The organism is Clostridium sp. OM05-6BH, from assembly GCF_003481635.1.
GTDB lineage: Bacteria > Bacillota > Clostridia > Lachnospirales > Lachnospiraceae > Butyribacter.
Window position 1 is genome coordinate 150028 of sequence record NZ_QULH01000002.1, and the last position, 14518, is coordinate 164545.

The window sequence follows — 14518 nt, forward strand, 5'->3', positions numbered from 1 at the left end:
CGATACACAATTTGCCGGATCGTTACTCTGAAAATTTTGGGGTAACGATCCTTTTTTTGAGGAGTTTTGATCTCGTATAGCAGTTGGAGGAAATGGACATGAATTATGAGGAAGCACGTAATTATATTGCACATATTCAGGGAAATCTCGGAAGTGACTATTCGTTGAAGGAAGTCACAAGATTAGCGGAATATATGGATAGACCGGATAAAAAATTGCAGATTGTGCATATTGCAGGAACCAATGGAAAAGGGTCTGCAGGAAATTATCTGGCTGGTATTTTGGCGGCATCGGGATATCGTGTGGGACGTTACGTGTCACCGACAACGCATTATTTGGAGCGTGTTCAGAAATGGGAGCCATATACAGAGCAAGCAGTTACGATCTCAGCACAGGAAGCAGCAAAGCTTCTGACTAAATTGCGCGTCTTTTGCGAGCAGATGGTCAAAGAGGGATATCATCATCCTACTGCATTCGAGATTGAGACGATATTGGCAATGCAGCAGGGTGTGGACTGGAATGTGGATGTCATGTTAGTCGAATGTGGTCTTGGGGGAAGAATGGATGCCACGAATTTTATTACTGATCCGCTGCTTTGTATGATTACTTCGATCAGCAGAGATCATATGGCGGTTTTAGGAGAAACGGTCACGGAGATTGCTGAAGAAAAATATGGGATCATTAAGAAGGGAGCCCAGGTCGTATCTGCACCGCCTAAAGAATTACAGCCATTATTAGAGCGTGTATGTCGTGAAACCGGTGCACATTTGCATCTGGTGCAATCGGTGGGACAAGTACAGATCCATTCCTGCGAAGAGACGCAGTTTTATTATCGTGACCGGTCCTATGTGTTATCTACGCCGGGATTGTATCAGATTGATAATGCAGCACTTGCACTGGAAACCGCACAGTGCATGCAGTCGATTGGCTTTGCAAAGATCAACGAAGAGAGTATGAAACGGGGAATATATTCCAGCCGGTGGCCCGGCAGAATGGAAGTGATCTGCAAGAAGCCGATCATTTTATTGGACGGAGCACATAATGAGGATGCTGCCAAACGGCTTGTACAAAGCTTAGAAGCATATTATCCGGGACAAAAATGGCAATTTATTATGGGCGTTTTTGCGGATAAAGAGTATCAAAAAATGATTCATATTCTGCTTCCGTATGCCAAGCGTTTTTTGACCGTGACTGCACCGGGTCCCAGAGGGCTTGACAGCGGTAAATTGGCAAAATCGATATGGCAGACAGCACAGAAGTTTGGAGAGAACAGGTTATCTTTGGAAGATATACAAGATGTTCGCACGATGTCGGATGCGCTTTATCAGACATTACAGATTGGAGAAAATACGATAATCTGTGGCTCGTTGTCCATTCAGGGTGCGGTACAGCGTTTTATGTCGGAAGCAGGTGAAATGGAGGAATAGAATGAGGGAACAAACCAAAAGAACAGAAATATATAAAAGAGCGTTATTGCTTGCGGTACCGATGATGATCCAAAACGGGATCACGAATATGGTGGGATTGGTTGATAATGTTATGGTGGGAAAGCTGGGCACAGAATCGATGACCGCAGTTTCTATTGTAGGACAGCTGATCTTTGTGTTTAACCTTGCAATATTCGGAGGAATATCAGGTCCGGGTATCTATGGAGCACAATATTATGGACAAAGAAATGAGGAGGGATTTCGACATACCTTTCGTATCAAGCTCTGGATATGTCTCGCATGTGTTATTATAGGAACGCTTATTTTTATGACAAGTGGAGAAACCTTGATCAGTATGTATCTACATGGTGAAAGTGCGCAGATGGATGCAGCGCTTACCATGCATCTGGGAAAAGAATATATGACGATCATGTTGTTTACGCTGCTGCCTTTTAGTATTACGCAGGTATACGCCAGCAGCTTAAGAGAGACCGGATATAGCGTCAAACCAATGATTGCCGGGATACTATCCGTTATCGTTGATATCGTGTTTAATTACCTGTTGATCTTTGGCAAATTTGGAATGCCAAGACTTGAAGTAAAAGGAGCTGCGATCGCAACATTGTTAGCACGTATCGTTGAGTGCGTGATCGTGGTAGCGTGGGCACATTATGAGCGTAGAACACACAGTTTTCTGATCGGTATTTACCGAACGATGCGCATCCCTAAGGAAATATCAATTCTGATGATCAAAAAAGGTCTGCCTATCTTTTTTAATGAGTTTTTGTGGGCAGGAGGATTAGCGGCATTGACCCAGTGTTATTCAACCAAAGGTTTAGAGATTGTTGCGGGACTTACCATCTCTAATGTTATCTGTAACCTGCTTAATGTTGTGTTTGTTGCATTAGGCTCTGCCGTGGGAATTTTATCCGGTCAGACACTTGGAGCCGGGAAGTTTGAGAAAGCGAAAGAAAATGCGTTTCATTTGATGTGGTTTACCTGTTTTGTCTGTGTGGGCCTCACCGTTATTTTGATCGCTTTTTCAGGGATTTTTCCAAAAGTATACGATACGACCGAACAGGTACGGGGGTATGGTCAGACATTTATTGTGATCACAGCATTATTTTTCCCAATACAGGGGCTGCTAAATTCCTTATATTTCACTTTGCGTTCCGGTGGAAAGACAGTGATCACCTTTTTGTTTGATAGTGTATTTTCATGGGTCGTGACAGTGCCGGTAGCAGCAGTGTTGTGTTTAACAACGCCGTTGTCTGTGTTTGTGATCTATGCCATTGTTCAGTCGTTAGATCTGATCAAAGTCGCAATTGGCTATGGTTTGATCCGCAAAGGGATTTGGATCAGCACTATTGTCGACTGATAGTAAATTATGCTATGATAATGTAGTGTTGTTTTTTGACACGATCTTTATAGGATGACAGTAATATGGATCATTCTTTACCGGTTGTAAGGAATATTCACCGCAAAGTATGTGGTAGGAAGGTATGAATCATGCAGATAGGAACAAAACAATATCAATTTGACGGACATCATGTATATGTGATGGGCATTTTGAATGTAACACCGGACTCGTTTTCGGATGGCGGCAAGTTTAATCATTTAGATCAGGCTTTGGCGCATGTGGAGGAAATGGTCGCGCAGGGTGCCGATATTATAGATATCGGAGGAGAATCAACAAGACCCGGTTATCAGAAGATAACCGTGGAAGAAGAGATCGAGCGTGTGACAGAAGTGATACGAAAAGTTAAAGAACGATTTGATGTACCGGTATCGTTGGACACCTACAAGGCACCCGTTATGGACGCAGGACTGTCTGCAGGTGCAGACATGGCAAATGATATATGGGGACTGCGTTATGATGAGCTATTTGCACAGGAAGGCTGCAAATCTGTTTGGGAGATCGGTACGATGGCGGAGATCGTCGCAAAACACCACAAACCGGTCTGCATTATGCATAATCGTCCAAAAGCAGAATATGGGCATTTTCTGATCGACATGAAGAAAGATCTGCAAAGATCGCTTATGCTCGCAGATGCGGCAGGCATAGCGAGAGATCAGATCATATTAGATCCCGGTGTTGGCTTTGGCAAAACATACGAGCAGAATTTGGCGGTGTTAGCACATTTAGATACTTTTTTGGATTTTGAGTTGCCGCTTCTTCTGGCAACTTCCAGAAAATCGGTGATCGGTCTTACGTTAGATCTTCCGGTTGAGGAGCGGGAAGAGGGGACGATGGTAACGAGTGTGTTAGCGGCGTTGAATCATTGGAATATGGTCCGTGTGCACGACGTTGAGAAAAATGTACGCGCACTGCGTATGACAGAAAAGATCATGTCTTTACAGTAAATAATGGATTTATGCCCTGACTATATTCACAAAAGGAAGGGGGACGTTCCGTGGAAGAAAACAGGATCAGAGAGCACTATGTGTTTTTTGGCAGAGTGCAGGGAGTTGGATTTCGATACCGCGCAAAATATGTTGCGAATGGTCTCAGAATTACCGGATGGGTTCGAAATGACTGGGATGGAACGGTTGAAATGGAAGCACAAGGAACGTTAGAACAGTTGAATCAAATGCTCAAATTGATCAATCAGGGAACCTATATTCAAGTAGAGGATCTTCGTCGGAAAACGATTCCGTTAGATCGGGAGGAACGAGGGTTTCATGTACGGTAATCTTGACAAAAGACAAGGTTTATGCTACAAAAAATGAGGCAATAGAGATAAGAAATGAGGTAGAAGAATGAAAGTTGCAAATTTAGTGGGATCACGTTTTAAGGAAAAGCCATCAGACTGTGTGATCGACAGCCATGCATTAATGGTGCGTGGTGGTTATATGAAATATGTCGGCAATGGTATATATTCGGAGTTCCCGACATTGCGTCGTGTAACAAGCAAGATTGAGAACATTATCCGTCAGGAGATGGATGCTATTGACGGACAGGAAGTATTATTCCCTGTTGTGCTTCCTGCAGATTTATGGGATGAATCCGGACGTTACGAAAGTGTTGGCAGCGAGTTGCTGCGTTTTACAGACCGCAATGATGCACGAATGGTATTGGGAATGACGCATGAGGAGGCTGCTGTTCAGCTTGTCAGAGAATATGCACAGTCCTACACAAAATATCCGTTTATGATCTACCAGTTTCAGCGCAAATTCCGTGATGAGGCAAGACCTCGTGCAGGAATGATCCGTGTGCGTGAATTTACGATGAAAGATGCATATTCTTTCCATACATCCCAGGAAGATTTGGAAAAATATTATGATGTTTGTTATCAGGCCTACAATCGCATTTTCCAGAAAGCAGGCATTCCGGAAGTGGTTACCGTAGCTTCGGATTCCGGTATGATGGGCGGTAATATATCACATGAATATATGCTTCTTACACCGGTAGGAGAAGATTCCATCGTTCTTTGTGAGGAATGTGATTATCGTGCCAATATGGAAGCAGCTGCAAACTGTGTTTCCGGTGACAAGATCGGGGAGCAAGCAGAGCTTGCAATGATCGAGACTCCGGACTGCAAAACAATCGAAGATGTATGTGCATTCCTGCACAGTGATGTAGAAAGTTCCTGCAAAGCGGTTGTTTATCAGAAGGCAAGCAATGGTCAGTTTGTTGTTGGTTTTGTTCGCGGTGATTATGAGATTAATGAGACAAAACTGCGCAATCTGGTTGGCGAAGAGATCTATCCGGCAGAGATTACAGAAGATTCCTGCTTAGTAGCCGGCTATATCGGACCATATGCAATTTCGGAAGAAGTAGAATATTATTTGGATCTGACATTGCAGGGGATCGAGTCTATGGTTGCCGGAGCAAACAAAGAGGGTTATCATTATACAGGACTCAATTTAAATCGAGATCTGAAAGACGCAAAATATGTTGACATTGCAAAAGTAAAAGCTGGCAGTGTATGCCCATGCTGTGGCAAGCCTGCTATTACGATCAAACGAGGTATTGAAGTAGGTAATATCTTCCAGCTTGGAACGAAGTATACTAAGGCAATGAATATGACCTATACAGATGAAAACGGCGAGTTAAAGAATCCGATCATGGGCTGCTATGGTATTGGAGTTGGACGTATGGCCGCATCTATCTGTGAGGCGCATCATGACGAATACGGTCCAATCTGGCCAATTTCCATTGCTCCTTGGGAGGTAGAAGTATGTTGTCTGCGTGCCGACGACGATGAGTGCAAAAAGGTTGCGGATGACATGTATACCGGTCTGCAGGATGCCGGCATTGAGACAATATATGATGACAGAGATGTCCGTCCGGGTGCTATGTTCTCTGACGCAGATCTGATCGGTGCACCGATCCGTGTGGTTGTCAGCCCTAGAAACTTAAAGGAATCAAAGGTTGAGATCACAACACGTGATAAGGCAGTAAAGGAAATGGTTGACTTAGACAAAGCAAAAGAGTATGTCATCGCACTTCGTCAGAAATTGTTTGATGACATTGCCAGTCATGTTGAGGCATATCAGAAATAATGACAACTTCTTTTTGAAGCTGACATTTTTGGCTTTTTTTGAAATGGACAGTTGACATTTTTGGAAAAATATTTTATAGTATTTCTTCGGGGACAGTAGTTGTCCCCGAATTACGGCGTGTGGCTCAGTTTGGTAGAGCGCTACGTTCGGGACGTAGAAGTCGCAGGTTCAAATCCTGTCACGCCGATGATACAAGGATACAGTAGGGACAGTAGTCAGAAGAATCCTTGGCAGGGGCGCCGAAGATCTTGAGCAATCAAGAGCTTCGGTTTTTCTTTTTCTTGTATTGAAATACATTTTGTTTTCGTGTAAAATGGTATCGGCTATAAGGATAAGGATGTTTTCGGACATTTTGACAGAATGGAGGTAACCATGTACAAGATTAATGACAATTACTTAAAATTACCAGGAAGTTATTTGTTTTCGACGATCGCAAAGAAAGTTGCAGCATATTCGTCGGCAAATCCGGACAAAGAGATCATCAAGTTAGGGATTGGTGATGTGACACAGCCACTTGCACCGGCGATCATTGAGCGTCTGCATAGTGCAGTGGATGAGATGGCACATGCAGAAACCTTTAAGGGATATGCTCCGGATCTGGGCTATGAATTTTTGCGTACTACGATCGTGGAAAATGATTATAAGGCACGCGGCTGTAAGATCTCTGCCGATGAGATTTTCGTCAGCGATGGTGCGAAGAGCGATTCCGGTAATATTGGAGATATTTTTTCAGTAGACAATAAGATTGCCGTATGTGATCCGGTATATCCAGTATATGTGGATACGAATGCAATGGCAGGCCGTACCGGTACTTATGATGCTAAGACGGAGAAATGGTCGGATGTGATCTATATGCCATGCACCAAGGAAAATGGTTTCTGCCCGGAATTACCAACAGAGACACCGGATATTATTTATCTGTGTTTTCCGAATAACCCAACCGGAACAACGATTACAAAATCCCAGTTACAGGAATGGGTTGACTATGCCTTGAAGGTTGGCGCAGTGATCATTTATGATGCAGCGTATGAGGCATATATTTCAACACCGGATGTTCCACACAGCATTTATGAGTGCGAAGGTGCTACCGCATGTGCCATTGAGATTAGAAGCTTTTCTAAAAATGCAGGATTTACCGGAACAAGACTTGGATTTACGGTGATTCCAAAAGAGTTAAAATGTGGAGACGTTACATTGCACAGCTTATGGGCACGCCGTCATGGCACGAAGTTCAATGGTGCTCCATATATCATTCAGGCAGCAGGTGCGGCAGTATATTCAGAGGCAGGTAAGAAGCAGACGGGTGAACAGATCGCATATTATATGAACAATGCTAAGACGATCCGTGATGGATTGATCTCTGCCGGTTATGAAGTGTTTGGCGGTGTAGATGCACCATATATCTGGTTGAAGACACCGGATAAGATGACTTCTTGGGAGTTCTTTGACTACCTGTTAGAGGAGCTTAATATTGTCGGAACACCTGGTTCCGGATTTGGTCCGAGCGGTGAAGGATATTTCCGACTGACTGCATTTGGCAGTGCCGAAAATACAGTTAAGGCAATGGATCGTATTAAAAATGGGAAAGCATAAATAGAAAATATTCACACGGCGGCGGAGAGTCGATCGATGCTTGCAGTGAGACAATGAAAACGGACAGAAAAATTCATGTTCCTGTCCGTTTTCCCTATCTACTATAGACAACCCTACGAATGGGGCATTGAGAGGTTGGAGGTTTCGATGAAACATAATTATTTAAAAGGAATCTGTGGTCTGCTTATGATGGCTCTTGTTATCGTGAGTTTACCGAAAACAGTGATGGCGGATGCCGAAGTGAAGGAAGAGGATACAAGCTATGATCGCTATATCGCTTTTGGAGAGGATCTGTCTAAAAGTGAAAAGCAGAAGGTCATGGATTCGTTTGGTATTACAAAATCCGATTTAAAAAATTATAAAACGATTAAGATCACAAACAAAGAAGAACATGAATATCTTGGTGATTATATTGCATCTTCCGTGATCGGAAAGCGTGCTCTGTCTTCTGTAATGGTCGTAAAGACCGAGAAGGGCAGCGGAGTACATGTAACAACGGATAATATCAGTTATTGTACGTCTGGTATGTATACCAATGCGCTTGTAACCGCGGGATTGGAAGATGCAGAGGTCAAAGTTACCGGACCGTTTAAGATTTCCGGAACATCTGCACTGGTTGGTGCTATGAAGGCATATTCTGTTATGACCGGTAAAGAAATTTCAGAAGATACGATGGATGCAGCAACGAATGAGCTGGTGGCTACTGCTAATCTTGCAGAAGCGGTTGGTGATAGTGATAAGGCAGAACAGTTGATCGCAGCCGCCAAGGAAAAAGTATTATCCCAGCGGTTGACGAAGCGTGAAGATATAAAAAAAGCAGTTGAATCCTCTGCTAAGGAACTGGGTATTGAGGTTCCGGAAGACGAGGTAGACAAGCTTGTTACTATGATGCAAAAAGTATCTAAAGTGGATGTTAATGTGGATGCATTGAAGAAACAGGCTGGTGAGATTTATAATAAATTGAAAGATGCAGGAATCGATCTGTCAAATGTAGATACAAAGGGTCTTGCACAAAAGATAGGCGATTTCTTTGCAAATATATTTGAAGCAATCGTACGTTTCTTCTCTGGATTATTTGGATAAGAAATGTATGCAGAAATGGAGGTAAAACGATGGCAAATGTAATCTCGGATGAAACAATAGAGTACGTTGGTATTTTGGCAAAATTAGAGCTTTCCGAGGAAGAGAAGGAAAATGCCAAAAAAGATATGGAAGAGATGTTGGATTATATTGACAAACTCGGTGAGCTTGACACATCCGGTGTAGAGCCGTTGTCACATGTATTCCCGGTTCATAATGTATTTCGCGAGGATGAAGTGAATGAACACGATGGACGAGAAAACACATTGGCAAATGCACCGGAACGCAATGGAGACAGTTTCGTAGTGCCGAAAACTATTTTGGGCGATTAGTATAAAACAGAAATGGAGGAAAAAGCATGTCTTTAATGAGTTTGACAGCGGCTGAGCTTGGCAGAAAAATTAAATCAGGTGAAGTGACAGCAGTTCAGGCAGCGCAGGAAGCACTTGATGCGATCGCAGCCAAAGAGACTGCAGTAAATAGTTTTGTTACGGTTGTGGACAGGGATAAGGTTTTGGCACAGGCAGAGAACGTGCAAAAACAGATAGAAGCCGGAGAATATGCAGACAGCCCTTTGGCGGGTGTACCGGTAGCAATTAAAGATAATATGTGCATAGAGGGAATACTTACAACCTGTAGTTCGAAGATCTTAAATAATTTTTATCCGACGTATACGGCAGAGGCGGTTTTCAACTTGCAGAAAGCAGGGGCCGTCATTATTGGAAAAACAAATATGGATGAGTTTGCCATGGGAAGTACAACAGAAACTTCTGCTTATGGCGAGACCAAAAATCCTTGGAATACAAAGCATGTGCCGGGAGGTTCGTCCGGTGGTTCTTGTGCCGCTGTTGCAGCGGAGGAGTGCTCTTTTGCCCTCGGTTCAGATACCGGCGGATCTATTCGCCAGCCATCTTCCTTCTGCGGCGTAACAGGTATTAAGCCAACTTACGGAACGGTATCGCGTTATGGCTTGATCGCATACGGATCTTCGTTGGATCAGATCGGACCGGTTGCCAAGGACGTAACAGACTGTGCAATGATCTTGGAAGCGATCGCTTCCCATGATCCGAAAGATTCCACTTCCGTACAGCGTGATGATCTGAGATTTACAGATGCTTTGGTAGATGATGTGAAGGGAATGCGCATTGGTATTCCGAAAGATTACTTTGGCGAGGGTCTTGATCCGGAAGTGAAAGCTGCTGTGCTTCAGGCAGCCAAAGAATTAGAAAAGAAAGGTGCTATTGTTGAAGAGTTTGATCTTAGCTTAGTAGAGTATGCAATTCCTGCATACTATGTCATTGCCTGTGCAGAGGCAAGCTCGAATCTGGCACGTTTTGATGGTGTGAAATATGGTTACCGTACGGATGCTTATGAGGGGTTGCATCAGATGTATAAGAAATCCCGTTCAGAGGGATTCGGCGCAGAAGTAAAACGTCGTATCATGCTTGGGTCTTTTGTACTTAGTTCAGGCTATTATGATGCCTACTATTTGAAGGCACTTCGTACCAAAGCGTTGATCAAAAAGGCGTTTGATGAAGCATTTGCTAAATATGATGTGATCTTAGGTCCGGCTGCACCGACGACGGCACCGGAGCTTGGTAAGAGTCTGAGTGATCCGTTAAAGATGTACTTGGGAGATATTTATACGATTTCTGTAAATCTTGCAGGTCTTCCGGGAATTTCTGTTCCATGTGGCAAAGATTCGAAAGGTCTGCCGATCGGATTGCAATTGATCGGTGATTGTTTCCAGGAGAACAAGATCATTCGTGCAGCATATGCATATGAGCAGACAAGATCGTATGAGCATAGTCCGATGGCATAATCGGTGAGAAAAGAAACGGGGAACGATACTTTGCTACAAGGTATCGGAAGAAATATAATGGAGGACAGATCATGAAACAATACGAGACAGTCATAGGATTAGAGGTTCATGTGGAGTTAGCGACCAAGACAAAGATCTTCTGTTCCTGCTCTACAGAATTTGGTGGAGCACCAAATTCACATACATGTCCGGTATGTACCGGAATGCCGGGTTCTTTGCCGGTATTAAATAAAAAAGTAGTAGAATATGCAGCAGCAGTTGGTCTTGCTACCAACTGTACGATCACACAAAATTGTAAGTTTGACCGTAAGAACTATTTCTACCCGGATAATCCACAGAATTATCAGATATCGCAGCTTTATCTTCCCATCTGTCGTAATGGTGGTATTGAGATTGAGACAGAAGATGGTGCAAGAAAGACAATTGGTATTCATGAGATCCATATGGAGGAAGATGCCGGTAAATTGGTTCACGATGAGTGGGGCGAAAACTCTTTAGTTGACTTCAACCGTTCCGGTGTGCCGTTGATCGAGATCGTATCAGAGCCGGATATGCGCTCAGCGTCAGAGGTGATCGCTTATTTGGAAAAGCTGCGAATGATCATTCAGTATTTAGGTGCATCTGATTGTAAACTTCAGGAAGGTTCGATGCGTGCTGATGTCAATTTATCCGTGCGTGAAGTAGGAGCAGCAGAGTTTGGAACGAGAACGGAGATGAAAAACCTGAATTCTTTTAAGGCAATCGCACGTGCGATCGAGTCCGAAAGAGAACGTCAGATTGATTTGATCGAGGCAGGCAAAGAGGTTGTTCAGGAAACCAGGAGATGGGATGATGCGAAGGAATATTCTTATGCAATGCGTTCTAAGGAGGATGCTCAGGATTATCGTTATTTCCCAGAGCCTGATCTTGTGCCGATCATTATTAGTGATGAGTGGCTGGATGAGATTCGTGCAAGACAGCCGGAATTGCAGGAAGAGAAACTGGCGCGTTATATGGACGAATATAAACTTCCGGAGTATGATGCTAAGATTTTGACCGGCAATAAGCATTTGGCAGATCTGTTCGAAAAGACGACAGAAATCTGTCATGTACCGAAGAAAGTTTCTAACTGGCTTATGGGTGAGACGATGCGCCTGATGAAAGATGCAGATCTGGAACCGGAGCAGTTATCGTTCTCTCCGGAAAATCTTGCCAAGTTGATCGGACTTACGGAGGAGCGCGCAATCAATAGTTCTGTTGCCAAAGAGGTGTTTGAACACATATTCAACGAAAACATTGATCCGGTGCAGTATGTTGAGGAAAATGGTCTTCGCACGGTTGCAGATGATGGAGCACTTCGAGCAACCATTGAGGAAATCGTATCAAATAATCCGCAGTCTGTGGAAGATTATCGTGCCGGCAAGAAAAAAGCGATCGGCTTCTTAGTGGGGCAGACAATGAAAGCAACACAGGGTAAAGCAGATCCGGGAATGGTCAATCAGATTTTGACAGAGTTGTTACAGGGGTGATCTGTGCACACCAGATAGATCCCGTAAAACCTTAGTGTGCAGAAATGAGGAGTGTCGTGAGTACAAATAGAGTGGAACAACGGAGAAGCAAACGAATACCGACCAAGATGAATTTGGAAGTATCTTCTCTGTTTAAGCAGGATAATGTCAAAGTTAATAATATTAATGCACCAATTGAGGTGATTGATATTTCAAAAGACGGCATTGGATTTTTATCATCGAGTATGCTTCCAATTGGATTTTATTTTAATGCCAGATTGGAATTTGAGAAACACGATCGTTGTTTGAATTGTGTTGTGCGTATTATTCGTCAGGCGGAGCATGCAGATGGTGTTTTCAATTATGGTTGCGAATTTGTAGGGATGGCATCCGTGTTTGATTATATTTTTGAGGAAATAGAACAGAGCGCAGAATGATCTACGCTCTGATATCAAAGGAAAAACGTTTCATTTCTTCTGTGGCATTGGTTTTGATCCGGGTGTTCAAAAAGTCATCCATCGAAACCGGTGCCTCTTCTTGTTTTGTTACTTGAACATTCGTTTGATATCCCATATCTGCTAAATTCTGTGTTAGAAGTGCTGCATTTTTGCGGAGCAGCTCCACGCTAAATTCGTCGTCAAGACGAAAGTTGGCGGCAATGTTTTGATGATCCTTATCGAGTCTGATCTCTAGTTTTCCAAGATGTTCCAGATCCAAATGGAGCAGTACACGCATCTTTTCCGGATCTGCCTGCCGTTTTTCTTTTTGCGTGTAAACATATAATTCACTGCCTGCCGTCTGACTTGGCAGTTTGATCGGCAGTTGCAGATAGGTGAACGTTTCGTTTAGTTCTTTCATAAATTGTATATTACTTTGTATATCGTGCGCATTTTGCTCGAATTGTCTGGAGTCTGACCCGGAAAGGGAAGAACCGATCAACTGTTCTAATGAATGCATTTGAGACTGGATCTGTTCCAAAAACATACCCGGCTGTCCCTTTTGAGATAGATGATCGGGGGTGATACTCCAGTTGTTTTCCAAACTTTTAGCAAATAATGACGCAAATTCATCAGATCGCAAAACTTCTTTTAGTAATGAAGGATCCGAAAGAGGGATAACATTTTTGAGTACATGCATCGTTTCCTGAATAGAAGCATTGCCGGATAGGATCTGTGCCAAAAAAGATGGGCTGACCGGCAGCTTGCTAAGCAGTGCTGCAAATGAAGATCTTGCATCCTCGGATAACACAGAACGCACCAGTCCTCTGGCAGAGGCATCCGTCTCAGTCAATTCCGACAGTGAACGAAGCAGAGTCTCGTTATCTGTATTTTCTTCCGTAACCGATGTAGACTGTCCTGCACGGAATTTTCCAAGTGTATCCGATAAAGAATGGCTGACGGTATCTTGTAGGGAATGAAATAGTTTGGATATACCTGTGTTTTCCGTCTCTGTGGACGATGCCTTTGCATCAGTCGGGATATTGGGATCCTCAGACACATTTTCCGGCTCTTTGGAACTTTGTTGATCCGCAACGGCCTTTTGAGCTGCTATAGCATCTTTGACAAGCTTGAGGGCATCTTGAACAGACAGTGTGCCATCAGAGGCAGCTTTTAATATCTGTTCCGGAAGTTCTGTTTGTGATAATAGCGTGAGAAGGGTTTCTTTATCCTGTTCAGACAGAGATGAAACTGTCAAACCATCCCAGGTTTCCGTGAAAAGTGGTTGGGTGATCTGAAGACATTGCTTTGCAAAGTCTGCTACCAATGAAGCAGAACCATTTTCGGACAATGCCTGAAGCAATACGGGAAGCTCTCCGGCAAAGTTGTTTAATTGCTCCGTCAATGTATGGATTCCCTGCCTGTAATTGCCAAACTGCTCGAGACTGTCCGGGGTAACAGGCATCATTAAACGTTTCATTAGAGCGAGAGTACCCATATCGGTACTCTTCATATCGAAGGCCTGCTGCATTAACTGTTGGATCGCTTCGCGATTGATCGGCATCAGATTATCCATCAACGCTTTAACGGCAGCCTGATTATGCTCTGAAGCGGGGAGTCCTGCTTCCTGCAGTGCCTTATTGATCAGCGTTAATTCATTTTCCGTATAACCGCTTACGGGAGATAGGATAACACCGGCCGGAGATAATCCATCCAGCTTAAAGGCAGCAGTTTGTCCGATTGATAATAAGGAACTGTCAGAAATCTGACCGCGTATCATTGTATTGTTTTCTAAGGTAAGGGTAATCTCGTTACCGGTAAGATCCGATATTTCGCCCTTGATCACATCGCCCAGCTGCAGACTGGTGGCAGCTTTTACAACGCCAAACTGTCCGGATTTTTGAACAGAGGGCGCAGAAGCATTCCCCGGAACATTGCCACGGCGAACTCCGTTACCGGTCATAGCAGAGGAAGACGTGTTTGTGCTGCGGGACTGCGAAGTATTATTCGTATTATAAGGATTAATGCGCGAGTGATCCATTTTTTTGTCCAACCTTTCTTATTTATTGTTCTCGTCTCTTATTATATCGGTATGAGCAAAGAATTTCTATAGAAAAACCTTTGTAGGTAATTTTTTTCGAAAAATACAGAAAAATACTTGACAAT

12 protein-coding genes and 1 tRNA gene are annotated in these 14518 nt (G+C 43.5%); 12 read left to right on the top strand and 1 reads right to left on the bottom strand.

Annotated features, from left to right (window positions below; genetic code table 11):
• Window positions 1–98: 98 nt before the first annotated feature.
• From DXB73_RS03170 to DXB73_RS03225, 12 genes are all read left to right on the top strand, one after another.
• Window positions 99–1427: a cyanophycin synthetase gene (locus DXB73_RS03170; protein WP_182448182.1), complete on the top strand. Its 1329-nt coding sequence runs from the start codon at window positions 99–101 to the stop codon at window positions 1425–1427.
• Window position 1428: 1 nt separating this feature from the next.
• Entirely contained in the window at window positions 1429–2805 is a 1377-nt protein-coding gene (locus tag DXB73_RS03175) for an MATE family efflux transporter (RefSeq protein ID WP_118690130.1), read from the top strand.
• A gap of 131 nt (window positions 2806–2936) precedes the next feature.
• Complete coding sequence (gene folP, locus DXB73_RS03180) at window positions 2937–3791, top strand: dihydropteroate synthase (RefSeq protein ID WP_118690131.1); 855 nt, start codon at window positions 2937–2939, stop codon at window positions 3789–3791.
• 50 nt (window positions 3792–3841) lie between these two features.
• On the top strand, window positions 3842–4120 hold the full coding sequence (locus tag DXB73_RS03185) for an acylphosphatase (RefSeq protein ID WP_022025469.1): 279 nt from the start codon (window positions 3842–3844) through the stop codon (window positions 4118–4120).
• Between the two features lie 67 nt (window positions 4121–4187).
• Window positions 4188–5933, top strand: coding sequence for a proline--tRNA ligase (locus DXB73_RS03190; RefSeq protein ID WP_118690132.1), 1746 nt, complete (start codon window positions 4188–4190; stop codon window positions 5931–5933).
• Window positions 5934–6046: 113 nt separating this feature from the next.
• Window positions 6047–6120: transfer RNA gene (locus DXB73_RS03195), tRNA-Pro, on the top strand.
• Window positions 6121–6305: 185 nt separating this feature from the next.
• Window positions 6306–7526, top strand: a complete 1221-nt coding sequence (locus tag DXB73_RS03200) for an LL-diaminopimelate aminotransferase (protein ID WP_118690133.1) — start codon at window positions 6306–6308, stop codon at window positions 7524–7526.
• 147 nt (window positions 7527–7673) lie between these two features.
• Window positions 7674–8609: a DUF1002 domain-containing protein gene (locus DXB73_RS03205; protein ID WP_182448183.1), complete on the top strand. Its 936-nt coding sequence runs from the start codon at window positions 7674–7676 to the stop codon at window positions 8607–8609.
• A 29-nt stretch (window positions 8610–8638) separates the two neighbouring features.
• Window positions 8639–8938 (top strand): Asp-tRNA(Asn)/Glu-tRNA(Gln) amidotransferase subunit GatC, encoded by a 300-nt coding sequence (gene gatC / locus DXB73_RS03210; RefSeq protein ID WP_118690135.1) that lies wholly within the window; start codon window positions 8639–8641, stop codon window positions 8936–8938.
• Between the two features lie 26 nt (window positions 8939–8964).
• The gene (gatA, locus tag DXB73_RS03215; RefSeq protein ID WP_118690136.1) at window positions 8965–10428 is read left to right on the top strand and encodes an Asp-tRNA(Asn)/Glu-tRNA(Gln) amidotransferase subunit GatA; all 1464 of its coding nucleotides are present in this window, start codon (window positions 8965–8967) and stop codon (window positions 10426–10428) included.
• A gap of 71 nt (window positions 10429–10499) precedes the next feature.
• Window positions 10500–11936, top strand: a complete 1437-nt coding sequence (gatB, locus tag DXB73_RS03220) for an Asp-tRNA(Asn)/Glu-tRNA(Gln) amidotransferase subunit GatB (RefSeq protein WP_347559508.1) — start codon at window positions 10500–10502, stop codon at window positions 11934–11936.
• 56 nt (window positions 11937–11992) lie between these two features.
• Window positions 11993–12352 (top strand): PilZ domain-containing protein, encoded by a 360-nt coding sequence (locus DXB73_RS03225; protein WP_022025461.1) that lies wholly within the window; start codon window positions 11993–11995, stop codon window positions 12350–12352.
• 1 nt (window position 12353) lies between these two features.
• Here DXB73_RS03225 and DXB73_RS03230 read toward each other — a convergent pair whose 3' ends face one another.
• Window positions 12354–14393, bottom strand: a complete 2040-nt coding sequence (locus DXB73_RS03230; protein WP_118690139.1) for a flagellar hook-length control protein FliK — start codon at window positions 14391–14393, stop codon at window positions 12354–12356.
• Window positions 14394–14518: the final 125 nt, after the last annotated feature.